The following is a 24230-nucleotide window of genomic DNA, read 5'->3' as shown; positions in this document are numbered from 1 at the left end:
GGGGCTATTTCGCATAATGTCCCGGGCAGCTTTGTGCAGTGCAGAACTTTGTAGCACTTACTTTCTTTTTGGTAAAAATGTTGATTTAAAAACGGAACTTTCAATTTATCACTACACTCTGCATTGCACAAAACTGGAATTATGCGAAGTAGCTTTAGGCTGGTTTTCTGGCATATGTTTTTGTTTTTGAGCGTTGGGGACAGCTCTTTTATTTTTTTCAATTGACCGCTTAAAAAACTATAAATTCAATTGAAAAAATAAATGTGCTGTTGGTGCGTTGGGCTACAAAAACTATGACAGAAAACCAGCCGTGCAGGGAAAAAGCCCTTTTTTTGCCTTTTTTAGCGTTGGGGGTGGGAACATTAAATCAAAATCCAAAAAAGAAGCATTTATTTTTATCCTTTTTATCTTATTGGATGATAATTATTTACTGCGTTTTGTAGTTGTTCCAGTTCGGTTTGTTTGTATTGGATTGTAGTTGATGCTCGTCTGTGTCCGCTAAAAACCTGTACTATTCTTGTATCATTCTCCTTTTTCAATAAGTTTGCTATAACACTTTGTCTTATCTTCATTGGTTGTATTTGTTCGCTTTTTGGCTTTTGTTCGTTTATCATTTTGCTAATGCCGTGAGGATTGATTTTTTCACCGTATTGACCAAGGATAAGCCCCCTAACCCCCGAAGGGGGAACTTTGGAATGACTTAATAATTTCTCTCTATCTTCTTGTATGTATTTGTAAATTAATAATATTTGTTTGGCTTGTAGTGGTAAAGTTCTTGATTGTGGACTTTTTGAAGTGATTTCGTTACTTCCTTTTATATAAATTTCGCATTTTTCTAAATTGATATGCTCAACTTCTAATGCTGCTATTTCTTTGACAGTTAAGGCTTGATAAATCAATAAACTAATGATAATTTTATTTCTATTTTCTAACTGTTTTTTCTTCTTGATTTGGTAGGTTTCAAAAAAGGTTTCTAGTGTTTCTGGGCTGTAGAGTGTATCGGCTTGTATTTGTTTATCAATCTTATCTTTTAAAAATAATTCACTGCAAGGATGGTCTTTTCTTTGTCCTGTTTCAAGCAGATAATTGAAGTATATTTTAACGCCATACAAACAATGTCTTAATGTTTTTGGGTGTAAATTGTAGTTTTTTCGTAAGTGTTCTATATAGTTTAAAACCTCTTTAAATGTGGCTTTTGGTGCTTTGTTTTGGTAATAATCTGTAAATCTTTTGATGTTGTATAAATTGCTGTATAATGTGCTTTTGCTGTATTTTTTCTGTAAATATTCTTTTAATTTCATAATTTAAAAATTGAATAATTAAAAGATTATCAAACAACTTAAATTTTAAATTCTTAAATCATTAAATCTTTTAATTGTTTATTGGTTATATGTGTGTAAATCTCTGTACTCTCGATGTGGCTATGTCCTAAAAATTTTTGAACCTGTTCGAGCTTCATTCCGTTTTCTAAAAGATGTGTTGCTATTGAGTGCCTTAATGAGTGAATACCTATTTTATTCAATTCTTCAGTAGTTAGTTTTTGTCCAAATTCTGTTTTTAAAATCAGTTGTTTTAGTCGTGCATTAAGTCCCCATTCTTGCATTTTTCTTGCTTTATTATTGATAAATATTGTGTTGTTTTTTTGCTCTAAACTTTCTAAATATTCTTTGATTTGATCGCTTATTTTTTGGCTTATAGGAACTAATCTGCGTTTGCTGTTTTTGCCTTTTTGAACGATTACTAAATTCTCACTAAACCGTATATCTTCTTTGTTTAAGTCGCTCATTTCTTGTACTCTTAACCCACAACCATAACCCATATTTAAGATTGCTTTTTCTTCTAAATTGGCCACTTGGTAAAGTGCTTGTATTTGGTCCTGGCTAAAAATAAATCGTGCTACATTTTCGCTTACTGCCGTAAATTTTAAGTGTGATGCTGGATTGGTTTTGAGTGTGCCAATTTCTAGTAAATACCCTAAATACTGTTGTAGGTTTCGCATATGGTCGTATATGCTTTTTTGCTTTAATGCTTTTCCTGTTCGCTGGCTTTTCTTGGCTTTTAAGTAGTCGTTGTATTGTGCTATTTCTTTTGGTGTAATTTGCTGTAATTCAAAGATTTTATTATTTTCTAACCAACTAAAAAACTCTTTTAAATATAAATATCTTGCTTGGGTAGTTTCGGGTTTTAATCCTAAAATGTCTAAATGTTTTTTGTAGTTTCTTGCCTGTTCTTGGTAGGTTTCAGAGTAGATTTTATGCTTGCTTGGTGCGCCCATCTTTTATTATTTTAAATGTTGAATTTTAAATTTTAAATGGTTTGGTATGACGTTTTTAAGGTTTATGATGGTTTTGCTTACTCAATATTTTATTTTTAGGAACGCTAGACTATTTTTTTACTGTTTACTTATATTTTACAATACTTTACACCGTTTTTTAGTGTTCCTTTTGCGTTCCTTTAGTGTTCCAACTTACTTTTGCTCTTGTCGTAGCTGTTCTATTTGTAACATTAAAAAGTCTTTAATCTCTGCTCTTAACTTTTGGTAATTGTCCCAATAGGAGATTTTATATTTTATGCCTTTGTTTGCAAAACCGCCAACCTGTTTGATGTATTCCAACTCTAAAAGTGTTTGTATATACCTAAATATCTGTGTTTTACTTATTCCTAAATCTTGTCTTATATCTCTTAAAATAAACTCTTGATTTTCACTTTTAACGTACTTTTTTAATCGTTCAAAAAATTGTCTTAAACTTCCATCGAGTTCATCTACTTTTAAAACTATGGATTCAAAAAGTACTTCGGTTGCTTGTTCGATGTCTTCGATTTCGGTAATTAATTGGTTGTTATTGGTTAGTTTCCTTTGATATTGATTTAGGAACGTTACTTGTTTGATTACGGCTTGATACATTTCGTTTAATCTTCTTATTTTATGTACTTTTTCGGGTAGATGTAATTGTGTTGCATAAGGATTTATAACCTCGTAAACCTTTAAATTTCTGATGATTTGTTGGATAAAATTGATTGCTTTTTGGCTTTGGTTTGGATCTATTTCTCCTGCATTGCGTTTGTTTTGGTAGTCGATTATTCTTGTGGTTTGTTCTTTGCTTTCATCGATGGCTATTAAAAAACTTCTGCTCATATTGTCTTCGTAGGTTTCGCCTTTGGTGGTGGCTGATAGACTAGAGAACTGACCTTTTACAATTTTATGAGAAGATTTGTTATTTCCTTTTTTGTCTTTTATGGTTACGGAACTTCTTAAAACTTGGTTGGATATAAATTCTCGCAGGGCATAGAGTGCATCTTCTTTTAAGCCGTCTAAATCTTCAATAATCACCACCTTTTGGAATAAATCAAACTCACCCCAATTATAAAGTGAACTTTCTGTAATTCGTGTAAATCTTAAAACATCTTCGGGTGGCATTAAATCCGCTATTCTGCTTATAATATGTGTTTTTCCGCTACCGCTTGAGCCTTGAACTAATGCGTGTAATGGGCTTTTGTTTAGATAACTGATGATGATTAAAAATAATAACATTCTGCTATTTTCTTCGCCAACTATTCCTGCTTTTCCGATTTCTATGTTTAAGTTTTTTAGTAGATGTTTTCGTTTTAAGAAGTCGATAGAGGTTGGAAGTTGGGAGCTGGAAGCTGGAAGTACTTCGGTTTGTGGGATTGCTTCGCTTTGGCTCGCAATGACTGGTTGTCTTTTGTCTAAAAGTTCAATAAATAGTTTTTCATTGTGTAGTTGTAGTGTTTCGTTGATGTCTTTGTTTATTGGTTCTAGCACACTTATTTTTATTCCTGGTAATTGCCTCCCTTTGGTCAGCGAATCTCCGATTTCTTCTAAAAGTAGGCTAGCATATTTTGTAATGGCTTCTTTTCCTGCTGTATCATTGTCAAAAGCAAAGATGATTTCTTCTAATTGTTTGAGTTCCTTAATGGCTTTGATGTGTTCTTCAGTTAGTCCGTTAGTTCCATAACACGCTAATAAACTGTAATTTTCTGCTATTTGATTGACTTGTAATAAACTCGCACCATCAATAATACTTTCGGTTAAGATTAGTTTTTTAGTATTTACATTGGGATAATTTGGATATAAACCTTGTCGATTTTTTAGATAAAAATGTTTACTTTCTTTCTCGTTTAGTGTGCTTCTAAAGTATAATGATACTACTTTATTTTCTCTATTTTTTAAAGCAAAAACAATACACCATTTACCAAAAACGTTGTAAGCGGTTTCTCCTGTTCTGCCTTTGTTTCCTTTGTCAATTAGTAATCCATATTCTAAACACTGATTTATTAAAGTTTCGTCTTTTCTTGCTCCGTGATGGAACTGACCACCATTGTAACCGACTTCTATTTTTTTATTGTCTAAACCTCGAGATTGTAGATATTCTTTGGCTGGTTTGCTGTTGCTAATGGCATTTTTAAAATACTGGTACATATTGCCCAAAAATTGCTCTCTCGATAAATCTTGCTTCGTCATCTTGGTAGTTCCCCCTTCGGGGGCTAGGGGGCTGATTATTCGCTCTGCTATTTTAATGGCTTCGTGTTTGGTGCAGTTTTCTTTGTACAATATAAAATCAATCACATCCATACTTTTGCCGTGTGTTTTACAGCTCGAAGAAAAACAATATGCCGTTTGTGTTTTGTAGTACACTTGAAAACTTGGGGTTTTGTCTTCGTGGAACGGACAATTTAAACGACTTTTTTTGTCGGTTTTTAAGCCGTAGTAATGCAGAACATTTGCCATCGTAAGCTGTTGTTTTATCTCTGATATTTCCATTGTTGAAACTTTTTAAAAATATTTTTATTAACCGTTTTCGGTGCAAAGATACCGAATGAGTTTTATATGGTAAAATTTTAACGATTTTAATTAACCGTTTTAGTTTTATATATTTGCAATATCAATTGAAATAAGGGTATTTATTAACCTTTTAAGTGTTATTTTATGGTAACTTTCGGTAAAAGATTAAGAGAAGCAAGAGACAGCAAAGGCTTGTCGCAACAAGATTTAGCAAAGCTAATCGGTAGCGTACATACTGTAATTGGTAGATATGAAAGGGATGAGATGAAACCCTCTATTGATGTAGTAAAAAAATTAGCTGATGAATTGGGAACAACCGTTGGCTACTTAATTGGAGAAGCCAAAGAAGCCCAGTTTTTAAAAGACCCTACTATGTTAAAAAGATTTCAAGAGATTGACGAACTTACAGAAAAAGACAAAGAATGCGTCTTTTCTTTACTCGATGCCTATCTTGCTAAAAGTAAATTACAAGCCTTTTTAAAATAACAAACCCCGCATTTGCGGGGTTTGTTATTTATAATGCTATTAATAATTTTTTAATTCCTCACTTAAATCTCTTGCAAATTCATCTAAATCAACAACAAAACCAGATTTGCCATTTACAGGAAATACATCTATTAAATAGTTTTTAGATGCAATTAAGTCAAATATCTCATCTTCTAAATCGTCAAGAGTCAATTTTTTAGGAGTACATTCTCTCCATCCTTCCTCAAGATTAGAATTAATAAACTCTTTAGCAGACCAAAATGATATCAAAGTTTTATCGTCAATGTCAGACAAAGCATAATCTCCATTAACATCAACAATAGTCCAAAGCTCCTCGTAATCTGCAACTTTTTTAATAAAGTACTTATATCTTTCTATTGGTTGCAATACAGACACATTCTTAATTTCTTTAGCATTCATAAATTAATCATTTAAAGGTCTTTCTTTATTTTTTCTACCTCCATTATCATATTTATGTTGCCTTCTATGTAAATCTCTGTCTTGTAAGTTTGAATTTTTATATGAATACCCTTTTGCTGCCTCTCGACCTCTCTCGTGTGCCAAATCTTTTCCAGGAGGATTACGGATTGATTTCCTATTACCTCTCTCTATTTGATTCATTTCTGATTTTATCCATCCTTTATCAGCTTTACCTAATTTAGGATCTGTAGCCAATTCTACTAATCTCTCTTGTTTTCCTGCTCTACCTGCCTTTAAAAGTGATTTAGCATTATCTGCGGATTTTACTGCATCGATAGCATTTTCAATAATATTAATATCTTTTTTAATCTTACCTACTTTTGCTAAATCCCCTGCATAAGGAATAACACCAACAGCACTGATAGCTGCACTAAAATAATCTCCATCATCAAAAGCCATTTTTGCACCGACAGCATCGGATATTCCTGTGGGGTCAAAAATTCCCACTATATCTAATCCAGCACTTAAAATATCTTTTCCGCTTAATGAATAATTCCCTCCAAAATCAACACCTAAACTACTTGCATTAACTTTTATATCAATTAAATCAGTTTTTAATGTTACACTGGAGTTATTTTTACCAAGTATGACTATATCAGTTGGAGCCATTCCATCTTCATCAACAAAACGAATAGGATTATTGAAAGAAAAACTATAAGGCGACCAGTCTGGGAACTCTTCGGCTAGTGGGTCAACATTGAGCCAAAGGGAAGTCTTCATATCCAAATATCTCGCTCCGTAATAAGTGAGATTGGTCTCTCTATCCAATTCCTTTCCATTAAATAAATACGGCATAGAAATAGAGGAGGAGTGTTCTTCAAAAAGGACTTCTCCAAAAGGGATATACTCTACATGCTGAGACAACTGGCCATTCATAGTGCTAATATACGAAGTACTTCCTAAATGATCGTTATGGTAATAAAAAATATCTTTTTCAAATAAGCCGTTGCCTACAAAACCATCGCCTGCGGTTACATCTGCGGGTTTTATAGGATCGCCAAACTGTATGGGTGGTCCTGGTACATTGCCTGGGGGATTAAACACGGGTTGTCTAGGCCAGCCCTCGGGTGTTTCTTGGTTTTGGTTAGCGTTTTGCTTGGGCGGGCTTGGGTAAGGCTTTCCTGTAGCGGCTGGACTGGCGTATAGTCCTTGCTGTGTGGGTGGTCCTGGAGGGAGTCCTAGGTTGCGTACATAGTCGTCTAACCACTGTTGTTGTTCTGTGCTTAATTGGGCATAGTTTATTCCGCCTGCTGTAATTTTGGTAGGTTGGGCAAAGGTTCCTTGTCCTATTTTGGAGGTTATACGCCCTGCGCCTTCGAAATAATGTTTGGTAAATTTGCCTTTACTTATTACAAAATAGGGGCTTACGTAACCTGTATAATTGTCAAAATGGTTTATGCTGGCGGCTTGTGCGCCGTTTATGCTTACGTTTTGGGTGTCGCCACTGCTTTTTAGTACCCGCTCGCCTGTGTGGTCGTAGGTGTATAGGTGCATACGCCCGTTGTCGTTTATGCCCATTAGGTGGTTTTCTTCGTCCCATGTCATTTTTCTAAAATTGTTAAATTCTAGGTATTGGGTAGGGTTGCCGTTGCCGTCGTATTCGTAGTTACGAGGTTCGGGTTTGCCGTCTTCGGTTATGATACTTGGGGCATTGGGGTGCTGGGTGTTGTTGTACTGATAGTTTAGTTTGTAGCCTTTTTGGGTGCCATTTATCTCGTGTTGTAGCTCTTTGCTTACTATATTGTGCATATTGTTGTAGCGCATGGCTAGGGTGTAGGTGGCATGGTTGTTCTGGCCGTTGTAGCTGCCTGTGGCGTTTTTTAGTCGGTACAAATCGTCGTACTGGTAGGTTTGTTGGCTACTACCGCCTAGGCTATTGGCTACTACAGGCACGGTGTTTTTTATGCCTAGTACATTGCCTACAAGGTCGTAGGTGTAGGTGTTGTTTATAATGGCACGGTTACCACTGTTTACGTTTAGTTGTTGCAAACGACGTAAGGTGGGGTCGTAGGTGTAATGGGTTTGGGTATCGTTGCCGTATTTTAGGTACTTGCGTTGTTCAAACTCGTCGTAGGCTAGTTGCTTAATATAGAGGTAGGTTTGGTTTTCTTTGGTGCCTTGCATTGTTTGTAAATTTCCTGCACGGTTGTAGGTGTAGGTAAGCACCTCGCCATCAGGATATATCATTTTTTGCAAACGGTTCCAGGTGTCGTACTCGTATTGGGTAATGTAGGTTTGGTTATCGGTAGGGGTTATGCGTAGGGTTTTTATTTCTTTTTCTACCTCGCCTAGTTTACCATAAAAATACTCGGTACCTCCACTGGCATCGGTTACTAGCCACATACGTCCACGGCGTGGGGCATTTTCGGTAGCACTACCATAATAATAGCTTATATTGTTTTGTGGGTATCTAGGGTATTTTATGTGTTCTAATCGGTTGTAATCATATTCATATAGGATACCGCCATCGGGCATGGTTTGCTCTATTTGGCTAGTTACCCTTTTGGTCATATTGCCTGCTAGGTCGTAGGTAATGGTGGTAGTACCAGCATCGGGGTGTATGTACTGGGTGCGTCGGCCTAGCCAGTCGTAAGTGCTTAGGGTAGTTTGTCCCATAGTGTTTATAACAGCGGCAGTTTCGCCAAGGGCGTTGTAGCTAAACTGGGTAAGTAGCTCGTTGCCACCGTCATATTGTATAGTGGCTATATTTTTGCCAGTGGCATCGGTATAGGTTTTTGCCACCTTACCGTGTGGGTCTGTTTGTGTGGTTTGTAAAGCATTTATGCCTTTAAAATTTTCTATGGCAAAAGTGGTGGTGGTGGTACTACCATCGGGCAGGGTTGTTTTTGTGGCTCTGCCTAGGGCATCGTACTGGGTTTTAGTAGGGTTTACGGTGCTTGCTAGGGTACTAAAACTGTTGTTTAGGGTAGTGGTAAAGGTTGGGTAAAAACTCTCTACCGCTCTACCAAAAGCATCGTACACCACCTTGCCCGATATAATATGACCTTCTTGGTCTGGGGCATCTATACCGCCAAAAAGCGAGGCTGTTTTTTTGACCTGTAAGGTACGCCCAAGCCCATCTATATAGGTATAGGTTTCTATGTCTTTGTTTAGTTCAGGGTCGTAATTTCGGGTTTTGGCATAGGGTACTTCTGCGGTAGGGTAATACTCGTAGGCAATGGTGTAGGGTTTGCCACTGGCTATTTCGTAAGGGCCTTGTATGGTGCTGGTACGTCCTTTGTCGTCAAGGGTGTATAAGGTACTTTGTTCGTTACGATCGGTGGTTTTTATAGGGGTGTTAAAACGGTAGTCGTATTCCGTTTTGTTTGCATACCCAAAATGGTCTTGTATTTGGGTGATGTGGCTGTAGACTTGATCGTCGTAGGTATAGGTAATTTGAGCTCGTTGGTTTTTGTAATTAGGGGCGCCTGTAATTTTTATAATATTGCCATAGGTGTCATATACAATATCGGTTATGGCTACCTTGTCGTTACTAGCATACATTTTAAATTGTGTAACCTCGGCTGTTGCGGGGTTTATTTGGGTAGCTCGTTTTCGTTTTAGTCCATCAATGGTAAATACTTCTATTTGTTTAGGGATGCCATCGTAATAAGGGGATAGGCTGTTGTGGTAGCTTATTTTGGCGGTTACTTTATCTTGTGGTGTGCCGTTGCCTAAATCTGTATATTCTACAATATTACCTTGTGGATCATATTTATTATAGGTGTTTTTGTCTAAAAAGGCGGTGCCTGCTTCGTAGTGTTTTTCTTGGGTATGTATAGGTGCGATAAACACTGATAACAAATCGGCGGCAGGGTTGCTTAACAAGCCCTCGGTAATAGGGGTTTGGTTTTGAGCATTGGTTATACTATAGGTGGTGCTGGTTTCTTGTAGTTTTTTATTGTCTTTATCTAATAAAAAAGTGCTTTTTAAGAGGTTTTTACGATAAAAATCGGTATTGTAAAACTCTTGTATTTGGGTGTTATATACGGTATTGTTGGTAGCATTTATTTGTTGTGTAGTAATTTTGGCATAGCCATAAAAATCACGTTCACGGCGGTCGTAATAAGGGTTTTCATAGGTAAAACGGCTAATAAGGTTGTCTACACCATCGCCTGTGTGGCCGTCAAAAAGGTTTACTTCTTTGAGTACCCATTTTGCTCCGTTCGCTTCGTAAGAGCTTGGTTTAAATTCGTAATCAACGGTAAAGCTATTGCCCATAGCGTTAGTTACGCTTTTTAGTTTGTTGGTACGTTTTATGTTAGAAAGACGTACGGTAAGGTTGTCTTCGTTTTCGGATTTTATGTAGTCTAAATTACCATCTCCATTAATATCGTTAAAAGTAGATTCGATTTTGCTTACTGAATTACCGGTGCTAGCCCCTGCTTGTATAGCAATCCGAATAGGAATAGGGGTTAAACTAAAATCGAAAGCATAACTAGCATTCATACCATAACTAGTTGATTTGTTTTTACTCATACTAGCGTATTTTGGGTATTGTAATGGGTTAGTATCAAAACCGTTTCCTAGGTTTAGGAAAATGAGGATGTTGTTTTGTGTGTAAATTATTTTATCGGGTAATCCATCGGCATTAATATCAAGAAAGGATTTAGATTGTTCATTAGAAGAGCCATTATAAGAAAATCCTCCAGATATAGAGCCTGATGCAAAATCAAAGCCTAATCCTGCTCCAAAATCGGATGAATTTCCTTCGTTTATTCCTTTGTCTAGGTTTTTCCAATTGTAATCGGGAAGAAATCGGTATCCTGTATTAAGTAAAACAATTCCGTTATCGTTAATTTGATCTGTTAGTCCATCACCATTGATGTCTGTATGTATTTTTTGGGAGTAATCATTTCCTGTGCCTATATTTCCGCTTATACTGGTGTATTTTCCTGCTTTTTGGGCATCGGAATTTGATTTTTTATCATTAGAACTTTTTTGCACAGTTGTTTTTGCATTAGTTTTTGTATCAGATGAATTGGCACTCCCATGACTGTATTTTCCATTGACACTTCCTCCTTTGCTTCCTATAATGGATACGCTAAAATTGCCAATATTATTTTGTAGGTTAGACAAACCTCCTCTAGGGGTTGTAAATTGTACGTTGCCATTGCGTACAAAATCGGGGTAACGATCTCCATTAAAATCGGTCATAGTTTCTATAACGATAGACTTGCCTTCTGAATAGTTGGCACCTGCCCCGGAAGAACTAGCGGATAAGCCGGCAGCATAGGCGTTACTTGTGGATTCTGATATGGTAAATAAGGCTCGACTGCCGCCTCCTTGAACAGTAGGTAAGGAAGTGTCTAAGAATTTTTGTAGATCATCTTCGCCTAGACGTGCTGAACTAATGTATTCTTCTTTGATAAAAATAGCATCTTCTGCGCCTAACCATTTGTTTGAAGCGTAATTTCCTCGGGCTTGGATAAAGTATTCTTTGGAGGCTTCAAATTGTCCATGAGTTGCTGGGGTAACAGATGTGTTTCCGCTGATGTCTGGCATATTTTTTGGGTCAACATCGTAGGGTTTTTTATCTGATACTATAAGGTTTTTGTCAATGGTATTGGCTGCTAGATTTCCGTTAATTAAAAATACGCCCCAATTTCTATTTCTGATTTTTAATTTTTTTTCGACATCATCAAAATTGCCGTAGTAGCTGTTTTCTGAGCTGAAATAATTATATTCTACTAATGTTTTTTTGTTTTTTATTATGACAGAATCTTTTATAACGAGGAATGCGCTAGAATGATTTTGTTGAAAGAGGGTTGAAGTATTTTTGTTATTGAAGTAGTATTCTATTTTAATAGGTTTGTTAGCTACAATACTGTCGTAAGGATATGATAGATCAATTGCTTTTGGTGTGTAAGCTAGGTATCCATCTGTTAATTTGTATCTAATTCTAGCTACTAGTTTTTCTTCTTGTTTGGCTGTTATTAGTATGTCGCTATCAAAACTTTGATTAGGTCTAACTTTATTAAATTGAATTACTCCGCTGTAATTATGAAAGGTTGCTTTTCCTTTGGAACTAGGTATAATGTGGTTGAGGATGTATTTGTCATCTACTCGATTATAAATTGTATGTGTAACTTCTAGGGGTTTTGTTTCTTGGTTGTCGGAGTGGTCTTTGTATATAATGGAAGGGTTACATATCAAATTTTTCCAATCTATATTTGTTTCGGATTCTATGATTACTCTGAATCCGTCGCCTTTTAGGGCATTTATAAGAGGAATGGTGTTAAAATTGAATGTAATGTTTTCTGATGCTAAAAATTGTTTTGAAAAGACAACTGTTTCGCCAACACTGAATCTATTGGAAATAATTTTTAAAAGGATGTGATCGGAAGTTGTTTTTTTAGAAAAAATACCATCAAAGCGTATTGGAGAATCTTTTGGGACCATGATAAGTGTTTGTGAACTTACTAAAAAATCTTTTTTAGGATTGTAAGTTTTTAAACTAAAGCCATTAGGGTCCGTATGACTAGGGTCTATGTCTTGATAGTTGATGGTAGGTTCCCAAAGGATGTTATCAAAATTACCATCTTTTATAGAACTAACTCTAAAATAGAGGTGTTCTCCTTTAGTAACAAAAAGATTGTCTTGTTTTTGTTTTGATAAATAATCTGTTGCTCCAATAGTTTCAGACCAAATTAAATTATTGTCTTGTTGAAAATATAACGTTACACCATCGGCTTTATCTGTGCCATCATTGTTTTTATAATTTTGTCTATCAGTGGAGGTGTCTTCTAGTAATTTATAGATATGCGAAATTTGTATAAATCCAGTAGCTGGAGCTTGCCATAGGCGTACGATGTCGTGCAATGGGTTCTTTTTTATTATTTCGGCTTCGGAGTTTTGTGTATTGCCTGTTAGTAATAACTCGCCTTCATTAACTATGGGGGAAGGGGTTCCTGTACTGTTTGGGGTAAAAGTAGGGATGCCATTTACTAAACGGTTGTAATAAACGGTTCCGCCATCGGCAAAATCAGTGAGTCCATCGCCATTAAAATCCATGAAATAACTGGTGGTGGTGTTTTTTGATATTTGTCGATCATATCCTAAATTAGCTCCCAATTGTCCAAAACCTAAAATTAGATCGACGCCGTAATTATAGGAATAGTTTCTAGAGAATCCAACATTTCCAATATTAATGACGTGGTATGTGTCTGAAAATTGGTTTATACCTGTTGCCCCAAGGTTTTTTCTAAAGTAGACTTTATCTCCTTTGGTGAAAATTTTATCGGGCAAGTTGTCTCCGTCTAAATCTTCTAAGGCAACATAGGTAGAGGTATTGCTCCAGTTGTTTCCTCCTTGTCCGCCTAAAGTATTTTGATTTAAGACTCCAATTCCTGGAATTCCAATTCCTAATCTATAATTAAAACCTCCAGAAATAGAGCGGGAACTTCCTGTAAGAGTGTGAGTTCCTTTGAATTCTTTGAAAGCGGGAAAAGCAGGTGTAATACCGTCATTAGGCACGCTCCAAGTTTGTTCTTCGCCAAAAGGGGTGTAGTTGCCACTAGCATCGCGTACATCGTCGTAATAATCGAGGGAGTTTTTGTAAAACAGATTTCCTTTTGTATCATATACTTCTATTTCTTTTAGTAATGTTTTTTTAAAAGCGCCTTGTTTATAGGTAAGTCCGTAGCTACGAATCATTTGGTCTTTAAATTTGACTTCTATTTTTCGCAATAGTTTGTTAGAGGTTTGCTGAAAACCTAATCGTGCTGCTATTTGTACATCTTCTCTAGTGGGTTCTCCTAAATCTGTATCTTTAATAAAGTGTATGCTGTATGCTCCTTTTTGGTCATTTTTTCCAGTATAATATATATTTTTGATATATAATTCGCCTTCGGATTTTTCGTATTGATAGGCTATCGTATTTCCTTTTAAGTCAATTTGTAAAGTAATTGCCCAATGGCCTATATTGCCATTGGTATCTTGTAAAATAGCGGTGTTATCTATGCCAGCGGGTGTACCGCCATAGTAGGTTGTTGTACCGCTCTTGTCTGTTACTATCCAATAATAGTTGGTAGGGTTATTTCCTTTACGGGTTATTTTTTGGAAAGCACCTTCTTTTCTAGGATAAAACTGTTTATTGGTTTGTCTGTCTGTCCAAGCTTCTCTATGAGCGTTCGGCAAGAGTGCCTCACCTGCTAGGGTATAACTTTCGGTTTCTTTGCTCGCATCGTATCTTGGTGCTCCCCAACGGGTTTCTATGTCTACACTGGGTAGGTTTATTGCCCATCCTAGTCCGGTCCAGCTATGTCCGGCTTCGCTACTGTATTGTAGGGCTAGTGAGGGTTGCATGCCTGTTCTGCCTTTTGGAATTTCTATAGGGAAATTGGTGCTAGTACTTCCGTTTGGATTTGCAGTAGGTGGGGTAATAGGGGTTATGCCTACGGCTGGAGAGGCTGCTTTTAAATCTTTGATACTTGTAGGGGTATAGCCAGAGGTTTCGGGTGATTCGGGTAGTTTTATAATTCCTGCTATAAAATCGGTAAAATGGGTGGTTTTTCCTGTTATTTTAGATTCATGGGTTAGTAATGTGTCTTTAGGAATTTCTTTCCATAGTCTTTTCTTTTCATCAAAAAAGAAGAGGTTTATGTCTTTTTCTGTATATCCTTCTGGAATTAATTTTTTGTCGTAAGGAATTGTAAGTTTTCCAGGTTTTTTGAATTGTATTCCGTGGGGTAATAATCTGTAAGCAAAAGAATTTTGTGTTACATTGACCATTGAAGGGTTTAACGGTGCAATATCTTTTGTATGAAGGGCTTCTATGGAAAATAATGTGTTTTTTTTGATTATATCTTTTTCTAGATGAAAACTAGCATTTGAATTGTTGATGCTTCCTCCATTAATGCCTATTATATGCTCTTTTTTTATGTTTTTATTGTATAAAGGGATGTAATAATCTACAGGGATAAAGTTATTTATAGATATAGGAATTATAGTGTTTGTGTTGTTTTCTTTTTTTACACAGGTTATTTCTTTTTGATTGGTATAGTCTATTTCGGTTTCAAAATGTTGATTAATGGTATTTATTTTTTTGTCATTTATATACAATGTTGTGTTTTTTTCGGGTTGAAATCCGGCAATGTAGAGTTTGTTTCCAAAACGGAATAATTCAAATTTTTGAAGGGTATTTTCGTTTTTGTAGAAGTTTAGTGTAACGTTTTTTATTTTATATTGGTTGTTTTTTATTTCTGGAGCATTAAAGAAAAGTACATTATTTCCTTTTTTTATGATGTTATTGCTTATTTGTTCTTTTTGATGCAACCATTGGTTGTTTTTTGCAATAAAGTTTCCACCGGTACTTTGGGTGTTATTGATGCTTTTAATAATAGATGTTCCGTTTTTATAACCATATAAGTCGTATTCTAAGAATACTGTTTGATCATTAGTAGGCAATTGGGGTATTTGAATATGAAATAAATTATCAAAGGCATCATCTATAATTTGGCTTGTATTAAGGCCTATAATTCCTTCTTTTATATCGGATTTATGTATTAATATCTTAGATGGGATGGTGTTTGAAAATGTTTTTTTATTTGCTATTAAGTTAACTTTTGCAGGTTTATTTATTATTGTTTTCTTGATGTAATTATAATTTGCAGCGAAAACTATGCCAGCAATTAATAGAAAAAATAAGTATATTTTCTTGCTCATTCTAGTAATAGTTTATTTTATTATTATTTTTATTGATTTTTCTTCTTCTGATGTACTTATTTTTGCTATATAAACGCCACTTGTAGGAATATGACCGTTATATATATATTGGGTTTTTCCAGACCATTTTTCTGTTGTTATTAGGGCTCCAGCTGAGTTGTATATATATAGTGTTGCGTTTGTAATAGTATTGAAATTTCCAAAAATTTTAAAATGGCCCTCTTCACTAGGATTGGGTAATGCTATTATTTGATTGTTTTTATTATTATTATTCACCTCTACTTGAAAGTTAGTAACGGTTTCACAGTCATTTTCATGTTTTGTAATTAATTGATAATTGCCTGGATTTGTTAGTATTATGGTGTTGTCATTCGCAATCAATTCTTTATTTAAAAACCATTGAAATTGATAGTTTCCTTTTGGTAAATAATCGTTTGCATTTATGACTATTGGGGTGTCATTTAGGGTAAATGTTTCTTGTAGTTTAGGACTTGTTATGTCTTGATCTGAAATAAATATTTTTTGTTCGTAAATGGTTCCGCGGGCATCAACGACTATATAATTATATTTTCCAGAGTGTATTGCGATGTTTGAAGTGTTGTTGTCATGAATCCATTTTTTAACAACATTATTAGTGTCGTAGTTAATTAACGTTATAGTATAAGGGGCTTTGCCTCCAATAATTGTGTATTTTAAAAACCCATCAGATATTCCGCATTTAGGTTGAGTAATTTTTACTCTAGCAAACATATCTGGCGCCATTTGAAATGTATAAACGATTTTTTTGTTTTTCTTGCTATCCCAATTGTAGTTATTTAGGGTTGTAGTTCCGTCTGAGTTTTCTTCTAATTTTTTATATATTATTTCGTCAGAATCCCATTTTGCTTTTCCTGTAGGATCTATTACTAACCAGGGTTTTGTATCGGGTTGTTTTAAGTTTGTTATTTTTTTTAAATTAAATTGCCATTTTATTTTATGACTATCAATAGTAGAATCAATACACATAAGCCATTTTCTTTCTAGTAATTTAGGCAATCCTTCTTCTTGTTTGAATTTTAATGGTTTGGCATTATCACTCCAAAACAAAAAGCTATTATCAGGAACACTTTCTTTAATAGAACTTAAATCAATGGTTGTTAACTCATCTTCAATATTACGACTGTTGTCTTGGAAAAGGAGTGATGCTTCATCTTTTCCTATGGCTGTTACATGGTTTAAATAGTGTTTGTTTTCAAGAGCGTTCCAAATGATTTTTCCTTTGCTATTTGTGTAATTTTGTAGTTCTTTTTGAGATAAAGAAATACCATATTTTATAGCTAAATAACTTGCGATTTTGTTAATTTCGTTGCTGTTAAGAAATCGGTCATATACAATACATTCACTAATATATCCTTTTAAAGAACGAGCGGGTATTGATAGGTTGTGTTTTGTTTTACCTATAGAGATTTGGTATTTGTTATTATCGCTTAGGTTTGATTTTGTATGTTGATAAAAATGGATAGCTGAGGAGTATTCGGACTTGTTTTTTAATGAATTGTATTTGAAATTAGTGAGGTTGGCTAATCTTTCTGTGGTTGTTAAAGTAATGTTTTTTGATTGATCAGAAATATTCCATAGTATTTGTTCGGTTAAGCTGTCTTTTACTTTATAAACTAAAAAAACAGTTTGATAATTTATTTTTGGTATGTTAAAGGTTAGCGTATCTTGGCTTGCATCAAAAAATATGCTGGGATGATTATTTATTACAACTCCTTCTGTCTTTTTTAACAAAATAGCGTTAGGGTCTAACTGATTTTTTAAAATGAATTTATTTTCATTTTTATCTGCTGTTATCCAGATGTAAGGATTTTTTACTTGTGCGGGACCTTTTTGAGCAAAGTTTTTTATAGATATTATAAGGATAAAAAAGGGTATATATAGTTTCATGCGTGTAGTTTATTTATAATACATAATAGATAGCTTTATTTTAATACGGGATGGGACTGTCTATTTTTTACATTATTTATAGTAATGTTTTTAAATAGTAAGAGTATATACTTTGCTGTAAGAATCATTGAGTTACATTATTGTCTTTTATGATTTGATAAGAAGAACACAATACGGCTAGAAATTATTTGAATCATCAAAATCAAATTTGTATCCTATGTGCAATGAAAAGGCATTGGTTTTATTTTTATTATCCATAAATCGATGCCCATTTTCTTTAGTTTCTAGAGCATCCGTTAAACCCAAATGATATCGAAAACCAAGAACTAGTTTGTTTTGAAATTCATAACCAATACCAAAAATACCTTGAAAATAGTCGGTTCCCTCAAGAGATTCTTTTAATGTTTTCTGGACAATGGGATCTGGAGTAAAGGAGACTCCGTATTTTTGTTCCATTTCAGCTCCATTAGAAGTATAGCTAATATTATTTCTATGAAGATTTAGAGCAACATTAGGGCCTATGCCTAAATAGAATCCTTCATGGATGTAATATTTGAATAAGAATCCTAAATTTAAATTGTGATAGTCAAACTTTATTTGGTAATTTAGTCCTTTGTTGTCGTTGTAATTAAAATCGGTAGCTTGGCGACTGTAAAATATTTCTGGTTGAAAACTTATATTGGCTCGTGGGTATTTCCAATTTAGGAAAAGACCAGCTAGAGCCCCAAATTTGTCTTTTTCGGTCGTGGAAAAATTGGTGTAAATGTTAGGAGGGATTATTGTGTTTTGTATATTATTCATTTTTGAATATACAGCACCTGCGTAAAAGCCGTAACTAATTTCTTTTCCAATTTGACTATGAGTAACTATTGTAAAAAACAAAAGAACTATAAATTTTTTCATGTTGCTTATTTTTTAATATTACCAATTATGTAAACTATACCCTATAGAAAGACCTATGATAGAACTTCTATTGTAATTTTCTATAAATTGAAATGATGCGGTTTTGTTTTTTATAATATCACCTAATCCTAAATAATATCTACCCTCAATATGTAAATCATACGGTAATTCATATCCTAGAGAAAAAGATAAGCTAAAGTCATCACTGCCCAGTAATGCGTCTCTATAAAATTGTCGTTTCGTAGTATCATATCTACCCTCGTACTCATTAGAAGTGTAATTTATATTACTAGGATTTATGTTTTTAGAATAAAACACCCCTGTTCCTGCATTGAAGCCTTTGTAAGGATATATTTTATAAATAGCTCCAATGGTTATAAAAGAATAATCAAAACTTAAAGTATAGTTTTTACCTAAAGCATTGTTGAATGTTAATTTGTCTCCTGTGTTTCTGTAAAGGATTTCACCTTGTAAGGCTACTCTTGTATTGGGTAGTTTAGCATTTACAAAAAAACCGCCTTCTACTCCGTAACTTCCTTTAGAATCTAGGCTAAAATGAGTTAAAGAATTGTCTCTTCCAACAATCATTTCGGGAAGATTACTAACGGATGAATGCACCGCACCTATTTTTAATCCGTATGTAAAAGGTTCTGTATGTTGTGAATAAAATTTATTGAAAAAAAGAAAAATTGTGAGAGATATAGTTTTTTTCATTGTTTTTTTTCAAAAACAAGAAAATTCTATAAAAATCCATTTGTATTTTGAGTATACTGAAATAAATTGTGATTTTAAGCATGCCAAAAAAATCAAATGACAATAAATGAAGACCTTGATTTTTTATAAAAATCATTTGCAAGATCATTAGGTACATTAAAAAGATCGAATAAAAGTTTAAATAATATAAAAAACTCTATTACATTCTACTTAAAGACAGCTGCTTTGATTAATTAGGGGCTTCTAATAAAATAAGGTTGAATGATTGAAAGGGAGTAATACGTAGAATATAATGCCTTTTTTCTTTCTAGAAAATTTTATACATAACCTACTGTTTTTCTTTTCTAAAATTAGAAGCTTATTGGAAAACATTTATTAAATTTGGAGAAAAGCATTGGGTAAGTTTTTGAATTTAATATCAAATCCCTATTTTTGTTAAAACAATTTAAAAAGATAAATACCATAAACTTAATTATGTCAAAAACTGCGATATTAGAATTTGATGGCAATAAATACGAGTTCCCTGTAATGGTGGGTTCTGAAAATGAAGTGGCTATCGATATTGAAAAATTACGCGCCCTAACAGGAGCGATTACTATAGATCCTGGGTATAAGAACTCCGGTTCTTGTACCAGTGAAATTACTTTCTTAGATGGTGAAGAAGGAATCTTAAGATATAGAGGATATGCTATTGAGGATTTAGCTGAAAAAGCCACGTTCTTAGAAGTATCTTATCTAATTATTTTCGGAGAATTACCAACAAAAGCTCAATTAGAAAAATTTGAAAATGATATTCGTAAATATACTTTAGTAAACGAAGAAATGAAAAATATCATTGACGGGTTTCCTAAAACAGCTCACCCAATGGGAGTATTATCATCGTTAACTTCTGCTTTAACCGCTTTTAATCCTAAAGTAGTAAATGTGGAAAATGAAACCGAAATGTATGAGGCAATTTGTAAAACTATGGGGAAATTCCTAGTAATTGCTACATGGACGTATCGTAAAATGATGGGATTCCCATTAAACTACTATGATAACACAAAAGGATATGTGGAAAATTTCATGCGATTAATGTTTGAATTGCCTACAGGACCTTATACCACTAACAAAACAGTTATAGATGCTTTAGATAAACTGTTTACGTTACACGCTGATCATGAACAAAACTGCTCAACTTCTACAGTTAGAATTGTAGGATCTTCACATGCAGGTTTATTTGCTTCCATTTCAGCAGGAGTTTCTGCACTATGGGGGCCTTTACACGGAGGGGCAAACCAAGCTGTACTTGAAATGTTAGAACAGATTCAAAAAGACGGAGGAGATGCTCAAAAAGCATTGGAAAGAGCTAAGGATAAGGAAGATCCTTTCCGTTTAATGGGCTTTGGACATAGGGTGTATAAAAATTTTGACCCTCGCGCAAAAATCATTAAAAAAGCAGCGGATGAAGTATTAGCAGAATTAGGAGTAAACGATCCAATTTTAAATATTGCTAAACAATTAGAAGAAGCGGCTTTAGTAGATCCTTATTTCGTAGATAGAAAATTGTATCCAAATGTAGATTTCTACTCAGGAATAATTTATAGAGCGTTAGGAGTTCCAACCGATATGTTTACCGTATTATTTGCTATTGGTCGTCTTCCAGGATGGATTGCACAATGGAAAGAAATGCGTTTAAATAAAGAACCTATCGGACGTCCGCGTCAAGTATATACGGGGTATCCATTACGACCATTCGTGTCTATAGATAAAAGATAATCCAAATCTAAATAAAATATAAAAAAGCTTCTTCTCTCAAGAGGCTTTTTTTATATTTGCCACCGAAACAGATGAATTGGTTGTTGTAAAATCATATAACAATCACCATCCAATCTAAAAAATTATGAGTAAGTCAATTACTTTTCTAATAAACAAATCAGAAATTGCAGCAGGTACACGCGGAGCTTCTTTAGGACCAGAAGCCATTATCACAACAGCTAGGAAAAAAGAGCGTTATATTTTTGGCGAAAATACTCTCGAAACAATTAAGGATGTAAATTCTTATTTGGATAAGCCAACGAAGTTTCCTTTTGCAAAGCGTATAGACGGTCTACTTTCTGTTTATGAGGAACTAAATACAAAAGTTTCTTCTCTATTACAAAAAAAACAATTCCCTATTATTTTAGCGGCAGATCATGGTTCTGCGGGTGGAACTATAGCGGGTATTAAGTCTGCTTACCCAGATAAAAGAATTGGAGTAATTTGGATTGATGCTCATGCAGATATTCATACGCCTTATACCACGCCTTCAGGGAATATGCACGGAATGCCTTTAGCCTCTGTAATGGATGTTGATAACTTAGAATGTCAAATAAATAAAGTAGATGAAAAAACAATTGATTATTGGAATAGACTAAAAAATGTTGGAGGAGTAACAAAAAAAATTAATCCAGAAGATTTAGTTTATATAGCTGTACGTGATACGGAACCCCAAGAAGAAGCTGTTATCGAAAAGTTAGGTCTAAAATGGTATACAGTACAAGATGTTCGTAATTTGGGGATATGGACCTTGGTAAATAATATTAATACACAATTGCATCAATGTGATATAATCTATATTTCGTTTGATGTTGATTCTATGGATCCTCTCTTGACTTCACATGGTACAGGAACTCCAGTGCCTCACGGAATTACCCCGCAAGAAGCAAAAGATTTATTAGTACACTTAACCTCTAATCCTAAAACAATTTGTGTAGAAGTAGTGGAAGTAAATCCTTGTTTAGATGAGAAAATAAACGCGATGGCAGAAATAGCTCTAGATATAGTAGATTCTATTGTAAATGTGGTAAAAAATAGATAATTAATTTTATAAATATAGAATTCTCTCAATCACTATAAAATGCAATAAGTTTCAGTAGTGTTTGAGGGATTTTTTTTACTAAATAAAATATGCAACAAATAACAAATTCTCTATTAATGGTGCGACCTGTTTCATTTAGAATGAATGAACAAACAGCAGTAAATAATTATTATCAAAAACAAACAGATGCAATCTTGCCAGCAACTATTACAACTAAGGCTCAACAGGAGTTTGATGCTTTAGTTGGCAAACTTCGTCAAGTAGGAGTTCATGTAGTTGTGGTGGAAGATACAACAGATACGGATACACCTGATGCGGTTTTTCCTAATAATTGGATTTCATTTCACGAAAATGGGGATGTAATATTATATCCCATGTTTGCTGAAAATCGTCGTTTAGAACGAAGAGAAGATATTTTAGATATATTGGAAGAAGAAGGTTTTGTTATTCAGGAAATAATGGATTACACACTTGCAGAAGAAGAAGGTGTTTTTTTAGAAGGAACAGGGAGTATGATTTTAGATCGTGTACATCAAAAAGCATACTGTGCTTTATCTCCTCGTGCCGATGAAGAATTATTTATTGAATTTTGTGAGGATTTTGAGTTTACTCCTGTCTTGTTTAATGCCTTTCAAACAGTTAATAAAAAAAGAGAATTGATTTATCATACAAACGTAATGATGGCTATAGGAGAAACTTTTGCAGTTCTTTGCTCAGAATGTATAGATGATAAAACGGAAAAGAAAAATCTAGTAGAAAATCTAAAAAAGGATGGTAAGGAAATTATCTATATTTCCGAAAGTCAAGTAAACGCCTTTGCTGGTAATATGTTACAAGTAAAAGGGAATGATGATAAAACGTATTTAGTCATGAGCGAATCAGCTTATAATTCACTAAATAAAGGACAAATTGAACAAATTGAAAAACATACGACTATTCTATATTCAAATTTAGAAACTATAGAAACCTACGGAGGAGGCAGCGCTCGTTGTATGATGGCTGAGATCTTTTTACCTAAACAGTAAAATGAAACAGTAAAAAATCCCAAGTAAAAAGTTTGGGATTTTTTATATGCCTTTTTTGAATCAAAAACCAGATTAAATAGTATTGTAAAGAAAAAATAAACCGATTATTAGACTGTTGTTATTTTATCTAAAGATTTGATTGCGCACACTTGAATGCAAAGAAAAGCGAATGAAAAAAAGACGGATCGACTCAACTCATCAATTCATTCAAATCTTGTGAAATTTGCTTTTAAATGTAATGCCATTCATTACTTGATAAGATGACTGTTTTCTATGATTTTTAAAATAGCATTTACTATATACTGTACACCTATTGCAATTACAAAAAAACCAACAATTCTTGAGATAGCTACAATGCCTGCTTCTCCAAGAAAACGAACTAGATAATGAGCGCTGTTTAAGACTAAGAAAATAGAAACAGCTACTGCTAAAATAGCACTCATAGCGAGACTCATAGCCATCCAGTTATTGTGTTCTTGATAAAAAGCAATTAATAAGGATATCGAGCCTGGGCCTGCTAACAAAGGCATAGCTAATGGAGTAAGAGCAATGGCGTGTTTTTGTTGTGCCTCATCTTCTACCTTTTTGTTTATCCCTTTACGCTTTTTAACCTTTCCAGATAATAAACCAAAACCAGAATTGGCTATAATCATACCTCCTGCAATTCGTAAGGCTTCTAAACTAATACCAAAAAAGCGCAAGACATATTCGCCTAAAAAATATGATACAATCATAATTATGAATACGTTAATTGCGGTCCATTTAGATGTTTTGGTTAGTTCCTGACGTGTATACCCATTCGTGAGTCCAACAAAAACAGGAATAGCACCAATAGGATTAAGTACAGAAAATAAGGCGGCAAAAATGTAGAAAAATAGATCCATAGTTTTTTTGTAAAATTAAAATTCTAAACTTTTTTAAAAGTAAAGAAAATGTTAAGTTCTGGTTTACTAAGTTTAAAAATAGTAAATTTATTCTTTTAAAAATAGTAAAAATGAAAACTTTAGTTTTAGGGGCTTCTAGTAACCCAGAAAGATATTCGTTTGTAGCCATGAGTAGATTATTACAAAATCAACATGAAGTAATAGCTATAGGTCTAAAAAACGAAAGCGTTTTTGGAATAGAAATTCAGAAAGGATTTCCTGTTTTAGACGATATTCATACGGTTACTTTATATTTGAATCCGCAACGTCAAAAAGAATATTACAAATACGTAATAGAATTAACACCTAAGCGAGTTATTTTTAATCCAGGTACAGAAAATCCAGAGTTTTATGATTTGTTAAAAAAAAATAATATCATCATAGAAGAAGCTTGTACATTGGTGCTTTTAGGAACGAAGCAATATTAAAAAAGAACCCAAAAAGAAAATATTTAAATTTTATTA

The 24230-nt window shown here is 34.0% G+C and carries 14 protein-coding genes; 5 read left to right on the top strand and 9 right to left on the bottom strand.

Translation table 11 applies throughout. The features are described from left to right. Nucleotides 1-404: 404 nt before the first annotated feature. From HUE53_RS03750 to HUE53_RS03740, 3 genes are all read right to left on the bottom strand, one after another. Complete coding sequence (locus HUE53_RS03750; RefSeq protein ID WP_065213370.1) at nucleotides 405-1301, bottom strand: tyrosine-type recombinase/integrase; 897 nt, start codon at nucleotides 1299-1301, stop codon at nucleotides 405-407. Nucleotides 1302-1354: 53 nt separating this feature from the next. Further along, nucleotides 1355-2275: a tyrosine-type recombinase/integrase gene (locus HUE53_RS03745; RefSeq protein WP_065213365.1), complete on the bottom strand. Its 921-nt coding sequence runs from the start codon at nucleotides 2273-2275 to the stop codon at nucleotides 1355-1357. A gap of 192 nt (nucleotides 2276-2467) precedes the next feature. After that, a complete protein-coding gene (locus HUE53_RS03740) occupies nucleotides 2468-4783 on the bottom strand; it encodes a toprim domain-containing protein (RefSeq protein ID WP_097609450.1) in 2316 nt (771 codons plus the stop codon). Between the two features lie 165 nt (nucleotides 4784-4948). On the opposite strand from HUE53_RS03740, the gene HUE53_RS03735 reads away from it, so the two are divergent. Further along, nucleotides 4949-5290, top strand: coding sequence for a helix-turn-helix domain-containing protein (locus tag HUE53_RS03735; protein ID WP_088389951.1), 342 nt, complete (start codon nucleotides 4949-4951; stop codon nucleotides 5288-5290). A gap of 39 nt (nucleotides 5291-5329) precedes the next feature. Here HUE53_RS03735 and HUE53_RS03730 read toward each other — a convergent pair whose 3' ends face one another. From HUE53_RS03730 to HUE53_RS03710, 5 genes are all read right to left on the bottom strand, one after another. Next, nucleotides 5330-5710 (bottom strand): DUF2750 domain-containing protein, encoded by a 381-nt coding sequence (locus tag HUE53_RS03730; RefSeq protein WP_097609451.1) that lies wholly within the window; start codon nucleotides 5708-5710, stop codon nucleotides 5330-5332. Between the two features lie 3 nt (nucleotides 5711-5713). Further along, nucleotides 5714-15436 (bottom strand): SpvB/TcaC N-terminal domain-containing protein, encoded by a 9723-nt coding sequence (locus HUE53_RS03725; protein ID WP_192188718.1) that lies wholly within the window; start codon nucleotides 15434-15436, stop codon nucleotides 5714-5716. Between the two features lie 12 nt (nucleotides 15437-15448). Further along, nucleotides 15449-17362, bottom strand: a complete 1914-nt coding sequence (locus HUE53_RS03720; RefSeq protein WP_097609459.1) for a T9SS type A sorting domain-containing protein — start codon at nucleotides 17360-17362, stop codon at nucleotides 15449-15451. 177 nt (nucleotides 17363-17539) lie between these two features. After that, nucleotides 17540-18265, bottom strand: coding sequence for an outer membrane beta-barrel protein (locus HUE53_RS03715; RefSeq protein ID WP_014164835.1), 726 nt, complete (start codon nucleotides 18263-18265; stop codon nucleotides 17540-17542). Nucleotides 18266-18283: 18 nt separating this feature from the next. Then, nucleotides 18284-18979, bottom strand: a complete 696-nt coding sequence (locus tag HUE53_RS03710; RefSeq protein WP_014166253.1) for an outer membrane beta-barrel protein — start codon at nucleotides 18977-18979, stop codon at nucleotides 18284-18286. 474 nt (nucleotides 18980-19453) lie between these two features. On the opposite strand from HUE53_RS03710, the gene HUE53_RS03705 reads away from it, so the two are divergent. From HUE53_RS03705 to ctlX, 3 genes are all read left to right on the top strand, one after another. Beyond that, nucleotides 19454-20737 carry a citrate synthase gene (locus HUE53_RS03705; protein WP_014164837.1) on the top strand — a complete coding sequence of 428 codons (1284 nt, stop codon included), beginning with the start codon at nucleotides 19454-19456 and terminating at the stop codon, nucleotides 20735-20737. A 124-nt stretch (nucleotides 20738-20861) separates the two neighbouring features. After that, on the top strand, nucleotides 20862-21818 hold the full coding sequence (gene rocF, locus HUE53_RS03700) for an arginase (RefSeq protein WP_014164838.1): 957 nt from the start codon (nucleotides 20862-20864) through the stop codon (nucleotides 21816-21818). Nucleotides 21819-21907: 89 nt separating this feature from the next. Beyond that, nucleotides 21908-22843 (top strand): citrulline utilization hydrolase CtlX, encoded by a 936-nt coding sequence (gene ctlX, locus HUE53_RS03695; RefSeq protein WP_014164839.1) that lies wholly within the window; start codon nucleotides 21908-21910, stop codon nucleotides 22841-22843. 248 nt (nucleotides 22844-23091) lie between these two features. On the opposite strand, the gene HUE53_RS03690 is transcribed toward ctlX, so the two are convergent. After that, nucleotides 23092-23727 carry a MarC family NAAT transporter gene (locus HUE53_RS03690; RefSeq protein ID WP_014164840.1) on the bottom strand — a complete coding sequence of 212 codons (636 nt, stop codon included), beginning with the start codon at nucleotides 23725-23727 and terminating at the stop codon, nucleotides 23092-23094. A 110-nt stretch (nucleotides 23728-23837) separates the two neighbouring features. On the opposite strand from HUE53_RS03690, the gene HUE53_RS03685 reads away from it, so the two are divergent. Further along, the gene (locus HUE53_RS03685) at nucleotides 23838-24194 is read left to right on the top strand and encodes a CoA-binding protein (protein ID WP_014164841.1); all 357 of its coding nucleotides are present in this window, start codon (nucleotides 23838-23840) and stop codon (nucleotides 24192-24194) included. The last annotated feature ends 36 nt before the right edge of the window (nucleotides 24195-24230 follow it).

The organism is Flavobacterium columnare, from assembly GCF_014844295.1.
Lineage (GTDB): Bacteria > Bacteroidota > Bacteroidia > Flavobacteriales > Flavobacteriaceae > Flavobacterium > Flavobacterium columnare.
Note: the sequence above shows the minus strand (reverse complement) of the source record. Positions and strands in the feature narration are given on the sequence as shown.

Coding starts and splice junctions, on each gene's coding strand:
- HUE53_RS03750 (WP_065213370.1), bottom strand. CDS start 1,301: ATGAAATTAAAAGAATATTTACAGAAAAAATACAGCAAAAGCACATTA.
- HUE53_RS03745 (WP_065213365.1), bottom strand. CDS start 2,275: ATGGGCGCACCAAGCAAGCATAAAATCTACTCTGAAACCTACCAAGAA.
- HUE53_RS03740 (WP_097609450.1), bottom strand. CDS start 4,783: ATGGAAATATCAGAGATAAAACAACAGCTTACGATGGCAAATGTTCTG.
- HUE53_RS03735 (WP_088389951.1), top strand. CDS start 4,949: ATGGTAACTTTCGGTAAAAGATTAAGAGAAGCAAGAGACAGCAAAGGC.
- HUE53_RS03730 (WP_097609451.1), bottom strand. CDS start 5,710: ATGAATGCTAAAGAAATTAAGAATGTGTCTGTATTGCAACCAATAGAA.
- HUE53_RS03725 (WP_192188718.1), bottom strand. CDS start 15,436: ATGAGCAAGAAAATATACTTATTTTTTCTATTAATTGCTGGCATAGTT.
- HUE53_RS03720 (WP_097609459.1), bottom strand. CDS start 17,362: ATGAAACTATATATACCCTTTTTTATCCTTATAATATCTATAAAAAAC.
- HUE53_RS03715 (WP_014164835.1), bottom strand. CDS start 18,265: ATGAAAAAATTTATAGTTCTTTTGTTTTTTACAATAGTTACTCATAGT.
- HUE53_RS03710 (WP_014166253.1), bottom strand. CDS start 18,979: ATGAAAAAAACTATATCTCTCACAATTTTTCTTTTTTTCAATAAATTT.
- HUE53_RS03705 (WP_014164837.1), top strand. CDS start 19,454: ATGTCAAAAACTGCGATATTAGAATTTGATGGCAATAAATACGAGTTC.
- rocF (WP_014164838.1), top strand. CDS start 20,862: ATGAGTAAGTCAATTACTTTTCTAATAAACAAATCAGAAATTGCAGCA.
- ctlX (WP_014164839.1), top strand. CDS start 21,908: ATGCAACAAATAACAAATTCTCTATTAATGGTGCGACCTGTTTCATTT.
- HUE53_RS03690 (WP_014164840.1), bottom strand. CDS start 23,727: ATGGATCTATTTTTCTACATTTTTGCCGCCTTATTTTCTGTACTTAAT.
- HUE53_RS03685 (WP_014164841.1), top strand. CDS start 23,838: ATGAAAACTTTAGTTTTAGGGGCTTCTAGTAACCCAGAAAGATATTCG.